This is a genomic window from Oscillospiraceae bacterium (assembly GCA_022483045.1).
Classification (GTDB): Bacteria; Bacillota; Clostridia; order Oscillospirales; family Acutalibacteraceae; genus Caproicibacterium.
Map to the genome: position 1 here is coordinate 561,722 of JAKVOA010000002.1, position 15,549 is coordinate 577,270.

The window sequence follows — 15,549 nt, forward strand, 5'->3', positions numbered from 1 at the left end:
AACAAAAGACAGGGCCACCGGAAATTGCCGGCAGCCTTGTCTTTTACTTTATGCTTTTTTAGGCGGTGTCTCTTTTTCCGGCTTTACAGGCGGCGCTTTGGTGCGGCTGTGCTGTCGGTTTTCGTGCTGCGGAAACAGCGTATCCACCAAAATAATGTCTTCACCAATCAGGCGGATATCCGCCCACGGAATCATGCGGTCATCTTCCCGCCCAAACAGGCCGAAAAAGCGCAGCCTGCCGTAAATGACAAGCGCCGCGACTGAAGCAGTCACGGTGTCAATCTCTACATCTCCCACATTGCCCAGGCGCACCCCGTCGCGGATATTGATTACCTCTTTGCGATGCAGGTCATACACTCTGCTGTGCACGCAGATCACCCCTTATGCAGCTTTACGCAGAGAAGAGAAAAAATATTCCTGTACAGAATGCTTTTTAAGCAGTACGGTAAACCACAAGGCTGTGCCGGCCCAGCGCTTCATAGCGGCTGTTTACCAGCGGCTTTTTCCAGTAAGTCGGCCCGCTGTCCCCCATGGGGTCCTCGAGCCAGCAGCCATTTGGGTCGTACCCCACCAGCACCATGCAGTCTGTATTTTTAGGCCAAAAGCAGGTGCCCCCGGCTGGCATCTGCCAAGAAAGGGCGGCAGCGGGCATGTCCATCTTTTCGGTAGCCCAAAGCAGTACCGGCTGCCCGGCGGAAACATATTTTTGTATTAGTGTCTCTAAAGAAGTACCGGAAGTATCCTGTGCCTTTAAAAGCGGCGGCAAAAACTGCGCCAAAGACTGCTTGACCGGCCGTGCAAAACACCCGCCGCTGCCCTTTTTGCGCGGGCTGCCGGCAAAGGATTTTTCCGGATCCGGGCCGGTCAGGGTGCCGCTAAGCGTCTGCAGCGGCGTTTGGCTTAAAGAACTGACCACATTGTCAAGTCCGGCGGGAATACCCCAATAGTGCAGCAGCATCAGTTCGCTGACAGCTTCGGTGCCATAGGGCAGCACCTTTTTGGCACTGCAGTAGGGCAGCCACAGCTGCAGGGAAATCGGCGCTTTGCCTGTGCCTTGCAAGGAAGAAGAAGTCGGCGGCAGCGCACAGGCACAGGCGAACCCGACTGCCCCAAAGCCAAGTGCCCCGGCCACAACAAGACTTAAAATCTTTTTCCGCAGATGTACGGCGCGCTCTTTTGGCGAGCAGCGGCAGCCCCGGTATGGCAGCCTTTTTCTTTCAGCTATTTTTTTCCGCAGCAGCGCGCAAGCGTTTTGCATGTTTATCAACTCCTGCCGCTATTTTACGTTGTTTTCCAAAAGAAGCAGGGCTGTTCCTGTCGAATGCACAAAAAAGAGTTTGTCCCTTTTGGCGGGCGGCTGTATAAACTCATTTTATAATTAAAATTGTGTTTACAAATATTATAAATAAATATATAATATGTTTATGATATTACGAGAAAGAGGTAAAAAGCGTTGAGCAGCAAAGAAGAAACGATAGAAGAATTGGCAGCCGGAGTTGCACACAGGGAAGACGGCGCGCTGGTCTGCCTCTGCTGTGGGAAAGTCTTTGCACCGGACGAGATCTTTCCGGCAGACGGCAGGTTTTACACCGCAGCGCGCGCGGCAGCTCTGCATGTGCAGCAGATGCACCCCAGCCGCTTTCAGGAATTCGTCAGTGCAAATGCCCGCAGCCTTTCCATAACAGAAAATCAGAAAGAACTGCTGCAGCTTTTCCATGATGGTGTGCCTGACAGCGAGATTGCAAAGCAGCTGCACATTTCGCAGTCCACTGTGCGGCATCAGCGCTTTCGCTTTCGAGAAAAAGCAAAAAACGCCAAGCTTTACCTTGCAGTGTGGAAAATGGCGGAAAAAGGGAAGATAGAGCAGCAGGCTGAGCTTTTGCCTGTACATAAGGGGGCAAAAATGGTGGATGACCGCTATGCAGTTACAAAGGAGGAATATGAGACAATTCTGGAAAATGTCTTTGAAAGCCAGAATCCGCTGAAGCTGAAAGTGTTTTCTTCTAAAGAAAAGAAGAAAATTGTGATTTTGCACCGGCTGGCAGAAGAATTTGAGCCGGGGCGCCAATACACCGAGAAAGAGGTTAATCGGATTTTGGGCAGTGTGGATGAGGATTACGCAATGCTGCGGCGATATTTGGTAGAGTACGGTTACCTTGGCCGCACCAGGGATTGTAGCAGATATTGGCGCAAATGATTTTTTGAGACAGACAACAAACGGGACTCTCTGCACAATCCATGCAGAGAGCCCCGTTCGCATATGATTTCTGTTGTCAGTTTACAGCGCTATCATTTTGAAAATAGGTAGAGCGTACCGGAACTCTTTCCGGAAGTGGAAGAAGAGCTGCTGTAGGCGCTGGAGTCAATCTTCTTCGCATTTTTTGTTACATAAGAAGTAATCTCACTGTTTGAGGTTCCGCCGCCTTCATCAGATACCAGGAAGTAAGTGATTTTTCCTTCTGCAACCAAAGATTTCAGCTTTGTCAGTGTCAGCGAGTTATCGCTGCCGAGGAAGCCACCATAGGCATAACAGGGCAGCCCTGTGTCAATAATGAGCTGCGCAATGGTATCAGAGCGGCAGGCGGTCAGCAGAAAACTGCCTTGTTTGTAGTTCTTCTTCAGGTAAGTTTCCAGCCCGCTGTCTGTAAAGGATTCGCCGCCAGAAGTGCCGCCCTGCTGGCCGTTAGTGCCGTTGCCGGGTGCCTGCCCATTAGGCATTTGACCGGACTGGCTGCTGGAAGAGGAAGTGCCGCCCTGCTGGCCGTTAGTGCCGTTGCCGGGCACCTGTCCGCTGGGCATTTGACCGGACTGGCTGCTGGAAGAGGAGGTGCCGCCCTGCTGGCCGTTAGTACCGTTGCCGGGCGCCTGCCCATTAGGCATTTGACCGGACTGGCTGCTGGAAGAGGAGGTGCCGCCCTGCTGGCCGTTAGTGCCGTTGCCGGGCGCCTGTCCGCTGGGCATTTGACCGGACTGGCTGCTGGAAGAGGAGGTGCCGCCCTGCTGGCCGTTAGTACCGTTGCCGGGCGCCTGTCCGCTGGGCATTTGACCGGACTGGCTGCTGGAAGAGGAGGTGCCGCCCTGCTGGCCGTTAGTGCCGTTGCCGGGTGCCTGCCCATTAGGCATTTGACCGGACTGGCTGCTGGAAGAGGAGGTACCGCCCTGCTGGCCGTTAGTGCCGTTGCCGGGCGCCTGTCCGCTGGGCATTTGACCGGACTGCGTGCCGCCCATGCCGCCGGAGGCTGTGTTACTCGGCCCAGCAGTTGGAATAGTTGCATTCGGTGGAGTTTGTACAGGGGTCCATGCCCAATAGGCGCTGCCGGCCATTAGAGAGACCGCCAGAAGTACACATGCCGAGCGCAGAAACACTTTTTTGGGGGAAAGCCAATGCATTGCCAGCAGCACTGCTCCTACAATGCACGGAACCAAAATAAGTGGTGCCAGCCATGCAGAAACGGAAGAATACTGTAAAACGTAAAGGAAAGAAATCAGAATGTTGATAAACAGTGACGCCAACAACAGCCATGGGCGCAGAGTGTTCAGTGTTAATTTCCGCTTTGGCTTTGCAGGAGTGGTGTCCTGGGGTGTTTCAGTGCCGGGGACTGCCGTATTTGCTGCGGAAGGAGGCACAGCAGATAGAAGTGCCTGCTTCGCCGCTGCTTTTTTGGTGGTGCGGCGGGCGGCAAAGAAACGGTAAAGCTGCCACAAACCTACGCCGCTCAGGACAGCAACCGGTGGTGCAATCATGCACAGATAGTAGGCGTGGAAGAATCCGGCAAAGCTAAAGAATCCGGCGGCTGTAAGCAGCCACATACCCCAGAAAACCAGATTGCGCTGTGCAGGGTCCTTTTTCTTCAGGCCTTTTTTGCGCAGGCCCAGTACACAGGCTGCGGCTGCGAACAGAAGCAGCCAGCTGCCCTGTCCATACAATTCAGTATTCCATAGGCGAAGCGGAGAAGCAGAGCCGAGGCTGTTGACATTGTTGCCGCCGCCTTGTTTTCCGCCTGTCTGCTGCATACCCTGCTGTGTGTTTCCACTTTGCGGGCCGCCTTGCTGCCCGGTGCTGCCGGAACTGCTACCAGAATTTGTGCCCGCCGGTGCAGTCGGCTGCTGTGCAGCTGTACTGCCAGAACTTGTGCTGCTTGTACTGGAAGCAGTACCTGAGGAAGTACCTGAACTGGTACCGGAAGAAGTGCCCGCTGGCGCAGTTGGCTGCTGTGCGGCGATGGTCGTAGAGCCGCTGACAACAGCACTGCCAGAACTTGTGCTGCTTGTACTGGAAGCAGTACCCGAGGAAGTACCCGAACTGCTACCGGAAGAGGTGCCAGAGCCTTGAGTTGCGCCGGTGCTGCCGTCGGACTTTCCACCCTGTGCTCCCTGCATACCGGAAGGCGCGGTGCCTTGAGTACCACCACCGCCGCCGCTGCCGGTCAGCCGCTCTATGCCGTTATGGCCAAAGACCAGTTCCAGTTCTGAATTATTGCTGGTGCTGTCCACATAGGGGCGCTGAGAGGCGGGTGTCAGGTCGACCACGGTGATCCATGAAAACGAAACAGCCAGCATGACCGCTGTTGCCAGTGCGCCCGCAGCAAAGCGTTTCCATACTTTTCCCTTTGAAAAAATCAGGTAAGTGACTACGACCGCAGGCACAATCAGATAAGCCTGCAGCATCTTCACATTGAAGCCGAGGCCGATGAGCACCCCGCAGACGATAAGCCACCGCCATTTGCCGGTGTCGATGGATTTCATCAGGAACCACACTGCTAAAAGCAGCCAGAAAATCAGCTGCATGTCGATGGTGCTGTTGCGGGAAACCAGCACTACGGCGGGGGTCAGTGCAAAGATAAAGGCCGCTGCCAAACCGGCATTTTTGTGAAAAAAGCGGCTGGTCAGCAGGTAAATTAGAAGACAGGAAAGTGTTCCCGCCACTGCCTGCGGCAGCAGCATGGCCCACCCGCTGTAGCCAAACACTTTGCACGAAAGTGCCTGCATCCACAGCCCCAGGGGCGGTTTGTCGACGCTGACCATGCCGGCGGGGTCAAAGCTGACAAAGAAAAAATTGTGCCAGCTTTGTGTCATACTTTTTATACAGGCCGCATAGTACGCATTGCAGGTGCCGTTTTTCCCTATATTCCAAAAATTCATAAAGAAAGAGAGGGCTAGGATTCCTATTAGAATCCATAAAGAAGGCCCGGCCTTACGGGCCTTTTCTTTCGCCTGCAGAATAGTTTGCTTCATGCAGATTCCTCCTGCGAAAAATTTTGTAGCAGCCGCGTGCGGCTGTCGCTGTATTTTATCGTAAGAGTGCTGCGTGACTGTTTGCTGAACATTAGAAGAAACTTAAGATAAACTTTATCGCAGTCATAGGTCTTTTTTTACTTTTTGCAGGGCGGCTTTCTCCAGCCGCGAAACCTGCGCCTGACTAATGCCGATTTCTTTTGCAACCTCCATCTGTGTCTTTCCCTGAAAGAAGCGCATGGAAAGAATGTGTTTTTCCCGGTCCGATAAATCGCGGATAGCCTGCTTAAGCACAATTTCGTCAATCCAGTTGTTGTCATCGTTGTTGTCGCCGACCTGGTCCATCACGTAAATGGTGTCGCCGCCATCGGAAAAGACAGGCTCATACAGCGAAACGGGGTCTACAATCGACTCCAGTGCCATGACAACATCTGCCCTGTCGATACCCAAAATCTTTGCCAGCTCGTCAGTTGTGGGTTCACGGTCGTGTTCGGCGGTAAAGGCCTCTTTTGCTTTCATTGCCTTATAGGCGGTATCGCGCAGGGAACGCGATACGCGAATGGAATTGTTGTCGCGCAGGTAGCGGCGGATTTCCCCGATAATCATGGGTACGCCATAGGTCGAAAACTTGACTCCCTGGCTGATGTCAAAGTGATCAATTGCTTTCATAAGGCCGATGCACCCTACCTGAAACAGGTCGTCCAGGTTTTCGCCGCGGTTTGTAAAGCGCTGAATGACGCTAAGCACCAGGCGCAGATTGCCGCTGATGAGTTCATCGCGTGCGTGCGGGTCGCCCGCATGCATTTTGCGCAGCAGGTCCATTTTTTCTGCCTCGGTCAGTACTTTGAGTTTGGAAGTATTCACCCCGCAGATTTCTACTTTATTGTTCTGCATCATACCGCTCCTTTCCAGTTGCAGTATGGCCGTTTTGGAGTGGCAGTATGCGGGGAAGACCGGTTGCTTCCAGAAAGTGGATATGATATACTATTGAGGCAATATGATAAAATTAGAGTACTATGCGGAAGAGGAGAAATCTATGAACAAAAAAAACAGAAAATGGCTTTTGTATCTGCCGTTTTTTGCGGGGCTGCTTTGGCTGCTTTTTCTATACCACTATGATTTCCCACAGGGGGATGATTTTGCATTTACGGTAAGCGGTGGAAGCCTGCCGCGCATCTGGAGCTTTTACAAATACTATTACCAAGTGGCGGGGTCACGCATGGCAAACCTGCTGGCGCAGCTTTTTCTGCTCAGCGGCATGACAGTCTGGAAAATTGTTACGCCATTTGTCAGCGTAGGCTTGTCTTTGCTGCTGTTTTACTGGGTGACAGGCCGTATGACACCGCAGCAAGGCAGCCTTAGGCGTGACTTTGCGCTGGGCAGCGTGTGTGCTTTTCTGCCGGGCCTTTTGCCCGTGGCCTGCAATTTGTTTGCAGACACATTTTTGTGGTTGGACGGCTCCTGTAATTACCTGTACCCGCTTTTTCTGGCCTTATTAGGTGCTCTGCCGTTTTGGAATGCCCTGCACGGGCGCAGCCTGCCGCGGGCGTTTATCTGGCTTAGCCCAGTCTGCCTAGTGCTTTCCGGCCTGCTGCATGAGCAGACTGCCGTGGGTTTGTTCGTTTTCGCGGTGTTTTCCCTTATTTTGCTGCGGCATAACGAAAAAAATCCCGCTCTGCTGAAAGTGATGGCATTGCTTTCTACCGCTGTAGTTATCTTTGCATTTACCTGCCCCGGCGCGTATTACCGTCTGCATGAGGTACAGAATTCGGTTTCCGGCAGTTTCCTTTACCGCGTGTATCGCGGGCTGGTCGTTTACATTTCGGCATTCAGCAATGGCTTTTGGCCGATTGCGTCGGTACAGGGGCTGTGCGCGCTGTATCTGCTGTACCGTCGTCATACGAAAGGCAGCGCGGTGCTGAAAATTTTCCTAGGCTTTGGTGTCCTGCTTGCGCCTTTGTCGACCATTCTGCCGACAGCGGCACTGAGCGAAAATGCACCGCTTGACCGCAAAACTATGGCCCTTTTTGCTTTATGGGTACTCTACTTTATTGCCGTTTTTTCGGTATTCCTCTGGGATGCGCATGACGACAAAAGCCACCGGTATCTGCTTGCCCTGTGGCTCTTTATGTGGGGAACGCAGGTGATTCCTGCGCCGCTTGGCAGCCTTGGCCGGCCGACGATGTCCCTGGCTGTGCTGACCATTCTGCTTGCCCTGTGCGTCATGCAGCTTGCTGAGCGCCCGGCATTTACGCTCGCGCAGGCTTCTATTGCGGCAGTCGGTCTGTTTACCCTGCTGTGCATGGTCTTTCCCATGCGCGCAAATGCCGCAGTGTATCAGAATATTCTTCGTCAGGTCGCTGCTGCCAAGGCGGGTCAGACTCAGACAGTGGTTATTGACCAGAGAAAAATGCAGAAGGGGTATTTTTACTGCAATGCCTTTTCAAAGGCTTATTATCAAAAGGAAATTCGGCAGTATTATCATCTGCCGGAAAATGTACAGCTGATTTTTGCGGGACAGTAGAGTCTGCACTGTACGGGAAGGAGAAAGTGGGTTGGAGCTTTTGGTACCGGAATATGTGCAGAAAGTACTGTGCGCACTGCACAGCGCTGGATGGCAGGCATACCTGGTGGGTGGCTGCGTGCGCGATAGCCTGCTTGACAAAGTGCCCAGCGATTGGGATATCGCCGCGGAAAGTGAGCCGTTGCAGACAAAAAAGGCGCTTTCCGCTTTTCACTGTATCGAGACCGGGTTGCAGCACGGTACCATTACAGCTGTTTCTGATGGGCACCCGGTGGAAGTTACTACTTTTCGTATAGACGGCAACTATAGCGACAACCGCCGCCCCGATGGCGTGACCTTTACGCGCAGCTTGGTGGAAGATTTGCGCCGGCGTGATTTTACGATTAATGCCATGGCGTGGCAGGGCGGTGACTTAGTGGATTTGTTTGCTGGACAAGCCGACCTGCAAAATGGGGTGGTGCGCTGCGTTGGTGAGCCGAAAGTCCGTTTTGCAGAGGATGGCCTGCGCATTCTGCGTGCCCTGCGCTTTGCCAGTGTACTGGATTTTAAAGTAGAGGAAAGCACTGCGCAGGCGGTGCACCGGCAGCGCGGCCTGCTTCGTAACATTGCCTTTGAGCGCATCAGCGTGGAACTGACAAAGTTTTTGTGCGGGCCGGGTGCCGGGCGCATTTTAGCGGAATTTTCCGATGTGCTCTTTACGGTGATTCCGGAACTTGCCGCACAAAAAGGCTGCCTGCAGCGCGGTCCCTATCATCTTTACGATGTTTGGGGGCATACCCTGCATGCAGTAGAGGCAGCGCCGCCAAAGCCGGAGCTGCGCCTGGCAATGCTGCTGCATGATATTGGCAAGCCTGCCTGCCGTACGACAGACGAAAAAGGAATGGATCACTTTTACCGACATGAAGAAGTCGGCGCCGAAATGGCACAGCAAGTTCTGCGGCGCCTGCGTTTTTCGGGAAAACAGAGCCATGTCGTCTGTGAGGGAATCCGCCGTCACATGCTGTTTTTGGCGCCGGACGAAAAGCTTTTAAAGCGGCGGCTGCGGCAGTTCGGACCGGATTTTTGTTTTTTTCTGCTGGAGATGCAGCGGGCTGACACCCGCGCACAGGCCCCGGCGGTTTTTGGTCGGCTGCGGGAACTGAACCATACAGAAGCGCTGCTGAAGAAAATCGTAGCAGAGCAGGCCTGCTTTTCGCGGGCACAGCTCGCGGTGAGTGGAAACGACCTGCTTGCACTGGGGCTGCAGGGGCATGCGGTCGGCCGGGCGCTGGGCTGGATGCTGGACGCGGTAATCGCCGGCCGCTGCCAAAATGAAAAACAGGCGCTTTTGCAGTGCTGGAAGCAGCAAGCAGAGGCACCTGATAAATTGAAAAATGAGTAAGAATAAAAGGAGAACAAAAATGGAAAGTGTAGCGGTGCTGATTCCATGTTATAACGAAGCAAAGACGATTGAAAAAGTTGTCAGGGAGTATCACGAAAGCCTGCCAGACGCCACAATTTATGTTTATGACAACAATTCGACCGATAATACTGCGGAATTGGCGGCAGAGGCCGGGGCGGTTGTGCGGCATGAGTACCGGCAGGGAAAAGGCAACGTGATGCGCTCGATGTTTCGGGAAGTGGAGGCGGACTGCTACTTGATTACTGACGGCGACGATACCTACCCGCCGGACAAAGCACCGGAAATGGTGCAGCTGATCTTAGACGGCAAGGCGGATATGGTTAATGGCGACCGCCTTTCTTCCACGTATTTTACAGAGAACAAACGCCCGTTTCACAATTCGGGTAATGTGCTGGTCAGGAATTTAATCAACCGCATTTTTAAAACGCAGGTTAATGATATAATGACAGGGATGCGGGCCTTTAGCCGCAGCTTTGTCAAAAACTTTCCAGTACTTTCGCAGGGCTTTGAAATCGAGACGGAAATGACGATTTACGCGGTAGAGCGCAACTTCGTTGTACGCGAAATTCCGGTGGCTTACCGGGACCGGCCGAGCGGCAGTGTATCAAAGCTCAACACCTACTCTGATGGGTTCCGGGTGCTGCGCACAATTTTCCGGCTTTACCGTGACTACAAGCCTTTTTCGTTTTTCGGCCTGTTTGCGCTGCTGTTTTTGGTGGCGGCGCTGTGCTTCCTGATTCCGGTTCTGCGTGAATATTTTCTTACAGGAATGGTGCCGCGCTTCCCGACCTTGATTGTCGGCGTGGCGCTGGGCATTTGTGCGCTTCTTTCTTTCTTTTCTGGAATCATTCTGGAAGTTTCGGTGAAACAGAGGAACCGGATTACCGAAATGCTGATGAATCTGTATGCGGAGATGAACCAACATGGGAAAAAATAAAACAGCTCGCTCTGTTTTGGAAATTTGTCTTGCGGCAGTGTGCAGCATACTGCTGGCATTTTTAGAGATTCGCTATTTTCGTGTGCCGGTGCTGTGGCTGCCGCTGGCGGCAGTTGTGCTTTTCCTGCTTCTGCGGTACCTCAGGAAAATACACGGAAAGCGGCTGTTTATCTGTAATGCGGTCTTTTCACTGCTGCTGGCGCTTGCCTTTGTCGCGGGCGGCAAAGCAGATGCAAAGGACGAAAAAGACTTGGCGCCGCTTTACCATTCTGACTTTTTATATTTTGCAGCACTTGCGGTCATATTCTTTATCTGTTTTTCCTGCCTTTCAGATTTCCTCCGGCGGCACCCGGTGACGCTGCGGGAGGAAGTTTGCAGACACCCCAAATTGGTTTGGCTGCTTTCTGCTCTGGTTTTGTTTTTGTGCTGGATTCCCTGTCTGCTGATTTTTTATCCCGGCAATGTCACCGGTGATTCGGTGGCTTGCATTTCAGGCGCTTTGGGGAAAGTTCCTCTTTCTAATCAACAGCCGGTGTTTTACATTTTGCTGATACGGCTGGTTTTGCACTTTGCGCTTGCGATCGGAAAAAGCGTTACCTTTGGTGTGGCGTTGTTTTTGGCGCTGCAGACCTTGGTGGCGGCCTTTGCGATTGGCTACTTTTTCAGCTGGCTTGTAAAAAATGGATTTCCTAAAATCGCTTTTCTTTTATGTGCGGTTTATTTCATTGCAAACCCGCTTTTCTCTGTCTATGCGGTCACGATGTGGAAAGATATCTTTTTTGGCGACTTTATGCTGGTTTACCTGACACTTTTGTATGACTGCATACACAGTAAAGGTGAAAAGCTGAAACGACCGGGATTTTTGGCGGGCTTTTTAGCAGTGAATCTGCTGCTGTGCTTTTTGCGCAACAACGGCTATTATATTGTGTTCCTTACACTGATTGTGCTGGCGGTGCTTTACCGAAAACTGTGGAAGCGCGTGGTGCCGGCTTTCCTGGCGCTGCTGGTGCTGGTACCGGTGATTCAGGGACCGGTGTATAAGGCGGCAAACATTAAGGAAAGCCCGTTTGCAGAGTCTGTTGCCATACCGCTGCAGCAGATTGGATACACTGTGGTGAAAAACGGAAAGATGACTGCGGAACAAAAAGCTTTTGTCGATCAGCTGCTGCCGTTGGAAACCATAAAACAAGTGTATATGCCGCGCACAGCAGATAAAATTAAATTCGATAAAGGCTTTAATAACGCATTCCTTGAAAAAAACAAAGTGCAGTTTATCAAAGTCTGGGCAGGTATGCTGGGGCCAAATCTCAAATACTATATCAAGGCATATATAGGTGAAACGCTGGGCTACTGGCATATTGGCACAACCAACTGGGTTGCTCTATACGGAACAGTCGATAAAGCGTCCTGCCGCGGAGTCGGTGTTGTTGAGGCGGATATTCCCGGTTTCTCACAGCTGCGCGGTATCGTAGAAGGTGCTATGTCTGTTTTGCAGTATAATATTCCGGTATTGTCGTTGCTTTTGAGTATTGGCTTCCTGTTCTGGGTGGCCGCCTATGCGGCATTTCAGATGATTGTACAGAAACGGAAAAAGCAGCTGATCAGTTTACTGCCGCTGTTCCTTTTGTGGTTGACGCTGATGGTGGCTACGCCGACTTTCTGCGAGTTCCGGTATATGTTTGCGTATGCCACTGCATTCCCGCTGATTGTGCTGCTGGCGTTTCCCCAAAAGCTGGCGAAGAAAGGAGCTCTGCCAAAAACACCCCAGAACTATACAAAAAGAGAATAGCTGCTTCTTGATTTAAATAGACAAAAAACGCGGCGTATCCGCAAATGGGATACGCCGCGTTTTCCTGTTCTTTTATAGGAGTCAGCGTTTTAGCAGCAGGCTCTTGATGTCGACAGACTTTGAAATCATGCCGGCCTCTTTCAAAAAGGCTTCGGTCGACTGCAAAGAAGCAATGTCTGTGTCAGAAATCGTGCTGTCAAAGTCATAGAGCTTGTACATTTCTTTGACAGCGCCGATGTCAAGGTCAGTGGCCTTAGCAGTCATTTTCATAGAATTTTCGTAATTTTTGCTGATGTACTGTAAGGTTCCTTTCTGTACCTGAAGGAAAGTATTCACCAAATCTTTATTTTCATTGTAAAACTTCTGTGTGGTGGCGGTCACACTGGTCCCGGTAATCAGGCCGTCGCCATTGGTAACCATGTGAAAGCCTTTTTTCTGGCAGTTGTAGGCATTTGGCCCGGCAAGAAGGGCAGCGTCTACGCTGCCGCCCTCCAGCGCTGCGCGCGCGTTGGGGATACTCATGGAAACAAAGTGAACGTCCTTTAGGGTCAGGCCGCCGGTCTTCAGGTAGGCAGCAAGCATCTCATGCAGGGTGGTGCCTTTTGGTCCGGCAATGGTTTTTCCTTTCAGGTCGGCAGGCGACTTGACCGCTGCATTTTTGGAAAACAGCATAAAGGCCTTTGGCGCACGGCAATACATACTCAATATTTTAATATCTGCACCGCCTGCGGCTGAGATAATAACCGAGGCGCCGCCCACGTTGTTGAGCAGCTGAATTTTCCCGGAAGCAAGCGCTGCAGTCTGGTCTGCGCCGGAGGTCAGGTTCGAGTACTCCATACCCACGCCTTTTGCCTTGTAGGCGGTTTCAAAACTGGAACGCGCTTTTTCGACGATCGTCGGTACATTTAAAGGGGACTGCACATAGGTAATGACAACTTTGTCTGCGCTGTGTGACGCTGCACTGCTCTGAGCGGCAGACGAAATGGCGGCGCTTTTGCCGCAGCCGGCTAGAGACAGGGCCAAAAGACTGCCGCACAGCAGGGCGGCGGTCAGGCGCTTGATTATCGTTTTGTTCTTTTTCATTTTTTAGCTCCTCTGGTAAGATTTATTTCTATCCATACGGATTGATAGCTACGATGTTTTCATAACGCTTAAAATTTCGCGTTTGATGCCGATAAACGGCTCTGAAAGAATGTCACGTGCACCGCTCGCAGGAAGGGAAAAAGTCTTTGCGGCGGTCCCGCCTGAGAGCACGGTAATGGTATCGCCCAAAATCAGCGCCTCGTCAATGTTGTGTGTGACAAAGACAATGCCGGTTCCGGCTATTTTCTTGATACGCAGCAGTTCCTGCTGCATAGTGCCGCGGGTAAAGTAATCCAGTGCAGCAAAGGGCTCGTCCATTAAAATGAGGCGGCTGTCACGCGCAAGGGTGCGGGCAAGGGCGGCGCGCTGCTGCATGCCACCCGAAAGCTGAGCGGGATAGGCATTTTCAAAGCCCTGTAGCCCGACGGTTTGAATCAGCGCACGGATGCGTGTGTGGTCGTATGTCTTTGGCAGACCAAAAGTGATGTTCTTTTCACAAGTGAGCCACGGCATCAGCCGGGCTTCCTGAAACATCATGCCGCATTTGGTGTTTGGCGGCAGAGAAATGGTGCCGCTGTCGGGTACTTCCAACCCGCAGATCAGGCGCAGCAGGGTAGTCTTACCGCAGCCGCTTTTACCGACCAATACGGTAATGCTGCCGCAATCTGCGGAAAGATTCAACCCCTTTAAAACCGTGTGCGTTTTGCCGCCAATTTGGTAGCTTTTGTGCAGGTCCTCAATTTTCAATTCTGGCATTCCTGCACCTCCCGGCGCCCATGCGAAACCAGGCGGATGACCAGCTTAAACAGCTGATCGATTACAAGGCCGATTGCGCCGATAACCACAATGCCCACAATCACCTTGTCAGTGCGTGACATGGTTTGTGCGTCCAAAATCATATAGCCGAGTCCGCTTGCCGCGGCAATCATTTCGGCGCCCACAATGGCGCGCAGACTGTAGCCCAGCCCAATACGCATGCCCACCAGAATATCGGGCACCGCGTAGGGCAGCATGATTTTAAAAAACTGCTGGCTTTTTGAAAAACCGAGTGTTTTGCCGACTTCCAAAAGCTTTTTGTCGCAGCCTGCCAAGCCGGAGTCGGTATTGATGAGCATCGGAAAAAACGAAGCCAGAACAATGACGGCGATTTTTGGTGTTTCGCCGATTCCAAACCATAGGATTAAAAGGGGGACCAAGCTGAGCGGCGGCACATGCCGCAGGGCGTTTAGCAGTGGGCGGTAAAATGGTAGCGCTTTCGGAAACAGCGCAGACAAAAGACCGAAAAGAAATGAAAGTACGAAAGAAATGACAAAGCCGGTCAGCACGCGCTTTAGGCTGACCGCAATATTTTGCAGCAGCTCGCCGCTCTGTGACATGTTGAGGAAAGCCCGCCAAACGCTGCCCGGAGAGGGCAGCACATAAGAGCTCCAAATGCCGGCCCGGCACAATAGGTCCCATGCCAGCAAAAGAAGCAGAAAAACCAAAAGGCCTTTCCAAAAATTCTTCCATGTCTTCATAGGTAAAATTCCCCCGAAACCGCGACCTGCGGCAGCGAAAGGAAAGTCCCCGTAAAGCTGCCCAGTGCCCGCTGATAAAAGGGGTCGCCGACGATTACATCAAAGTTTCCGCGGCGGATATAGTCGGTAAATTCGTCTTCGCCAGCAAAGTGCAGGTCGCCAGGCTGCTGTAGGGTTTTCTCTATTTTGAAAAAGCTGCCTGCCGCAATTTTGGCTGTGGGAAATTCTTTTTGCAGTTTTTTGCGTAGGGCATTGCAGACAAACTGTTGGTGAAGCAGTAGAATGCGCACGGCCGGTTTCTTTTCATTTCGCAGCGAAAAGAGAATTTGGTGAAATACCGAATTGTCTGGGAACCAGATTCGATACGGAATACCGTAAAGCTGCTGCAGCTTTTTCGCGGCGGCAAGTCCCGCAGGGGAAACCACCGCGGTCTGTTTAATGCACAAAGGGTTTCGCAGTATGCGCAGAGTGTCGCTTCCCCCGCAAAGTACCGTGCTTTCGCCGAATTCTGTTTTTGCAAGCGCCGTCAGCTGTGCAAGGCTGAGTTTCCCGGGCAGTTCCAGCGGAGTTACACCCAAAAGCAGGGTTGTATCTGCTGCCGCGGGTTTTGCCTTTTCCGGCAGAAAGCGGGCGAGCAGAGCCGCGTATGCTTTTTCTTCGCCGCTGTCATAAAGGTCCATGCCGGTGGTAGGTACGGCAAGGGCGGGCAGACCGGTATTTTGAGTCAAAAGCTTTGCCACAGCGGGCAGGTCTGTGCCGATGACCGACACGACCGGCCCCGCGACCAGCGCAACAAAAGAAACAGTTTCCTTTGAGGCAGCATTGGAAATTTTTTGCACCAAACGGTCGTCACGGCCGAGCACGACATCCATTTCACGCAGGGCGGCGCTGTAAAGCGGCGTTTTGCCCCCGTAAAAGCGCGGCTCATCATAGCCGCAGTAAACGCCGCTGCATCCGCCGGGGTCGCAGATGACAATCATGCCGCCGGCGGCATACAAAACGGAGCAGGCGCCCGAATAATCCGGCGCAAAGGGAGCCAAATACTGATAAAATCCTTTCATA

13 protein-coding genes are annotated in these 15,549 nt (G+C 52.4%); 5 read left to right on the forward strand and 8 right to left on the reverse strand.

The features are described 5' to 3' along the window. Positions 1–48: 48 nt before the first annotated feature. Positions 49–369, reverse strand: a complete 321-nt coding sequence (locus tag LKE53_11510; GenBank protein ID MCH3973362.1) for a YlmC/YmxH family sporulation protein — start codon at positions 367–369, stop codon at positions 49–51. A 64-nt stretch (positions 370–433) separates the two neighbouring features. Further along, positions 434–1,258 carry a C39 family peptidase gene (locus LKE53_11515; GenBank protein MCH3973363.1) on the reverse strand — a complete coding sequence of 275 codons (825 nt, stop codon included), beginning with the start codon at positions 1,256–1,258 and terminating at the stop codon, positions 434–436. 195 nt (positions 1,259–1,453) lie between these two features. Here LKE53_11515 and LKE53_11520 point away from each other — a divergent pair, with 195 nt between their 5' ends. Next, positions 1,454–2,197, forward strand: a complete 744-nt coding sequence (locus tag LKE53_11520; GenBank protein ID MCH3973364.1) for a DUF2087 domain-containing protein — start codon at positions 1,454–1,456, stop codon at positions 2,195–2,197. 92 nt (positions 2,198–2,289) lie between these two features. Here the strand turns inward: LKE53_11520 and LKE53_11525 are convergent, their stop codons facing one another. Then, positions 2,290–5,235, reverse strand: coding sequence for a glycosyltransferase family 39 protein (locus LKE53_11525; GenBank protein ID MCH3973365.1), 2,946 nt, complete (start codon positions 5,233–5,235; stop codon positions 2,290–2,292). 123 nt (positions 5,236–5,358) lie between these two features. Then, complete coding sequence (gene sigG, locus LKE53_11530) at positions 5,359–6,129, reverse strand: RNA polymerase sporulation sigma factor SigG (GenBank protein ID MCH3973366.1); 771 nt, start codon at positions 6,127–6,129, stop codon at positions 5,359–5,361. Between the two features lie 142 nt (positions 6,130–6,271). Between sigG and LKE53_11535 the strand changes: the two genes are divergently transcribed. From LKE53_11535 to LKE53_11550, 4 genes are read left to right on the forward strand one after another with little or no spacing between them, the layout of a single operon-like run. Continuing rightward, a complete protein-coding gene (locus LKE53_11535; GenBank protein ID MCH3973367.1) occupies positions 6,272–7,759 on the forward strand; it encodes a DUF6056 family protein in 1,488 nt (495 codons plus the stop codon). Positions 7,760–7,790: 31 nt separating this feature from the next. Further along, entirely contained in the window at positions 7,791–9,140 is a 1,350-nt protein-coding gene (locus LKE53_11540; GenBank protein ID MCH3973368.1) for an HD domain-containing protein, read from the forward strand. A 19-nt stretch (positions 9,141–9,159) separates the two neighbouring features. Continuing rightward, positions 9,160–10,098: a glycosyltransferase family 2 protein gene (locus tag LKE53_11545; GenBank protein ID MCH3973369.1), complete on the forward strand. Its 939-nt coding sequence runs from the start codon at positions 9,160–9,162 to the stop codon at positions 10,096–10,098. Continuing rightward, positions 10,085–11,887, forward strand: a complete 1,803-nt coding sequence (locus tag LKE53_11550) for a DUF6020 family protein (protein ID MCH3973370.1) — start codon at positions 10,085–10,087, stop codon at positions 11,885–11,887. The genes LKE53_11545 and LKE53_11550 overlap by 14 nt, the downstream gene beginning before the upstream one ends. An 81-nt stretch (positions 11,888–11,968) precedes the next feature. Here the strand turns inward: LKE53_11550 and LKE53_11555 are convergent, their stop codons facing one another. From LKE53_11555 to LKE53_11570, 4 genes are read right to left on the reverse strand one after another with little or no spacing between them, the layout of a single operon-like run. Beyond that, positions 11,969–12,970 (reverse strand): NrtA/SsuA/CpmA family ABC transporter substrate-binding protein, encoded by a 1,002-nt coding sequence (locus LKE53_11555; GenBank protein ID MCH3973371.1) that lies wholly within the window; start codon positions 12,968–12,970, stop codon positions 11,969–11,971. 48 nt (positions 12,971–13,018) lie between these two features. After that, complete coding sequence (locus LKE53_11560) at positions 13,019–13,726, reverse strand: ABC transporter ATP-binding protein (protein ID MCH3973372.1); 708 nt, start codon at positions 13,724–13,726, stop codon at positions 13,019–13,021. Beyond that, positions 13,714–14,487 (reverse strand): ABC transporter permease, encoded by a 774-nt coding sequence (locus LKE53_11565; protein MCH3973373.1) that lies wholly within the window; start codon positions 14,485–14,487, stop codon positions 13,714–13,716. Before LKE53_11565 ends, LKE53_11560 begins: the two co-directional genes overlap by 13 nt. After that, entirely contained in the window at positions 14,484–15,548 is a 1,065-nt protein-coding gene (locus LKE53_11570; protein ID MCH3973374.1) for a nitrogenase component 1, read from the reverse strand. The genes LKE53_11565 and LKE53_11570 overlap by 4 nt, the downstream gene beginning before the upstream one ends. Position 15,549: the final 1 nt, after the last annotated feature.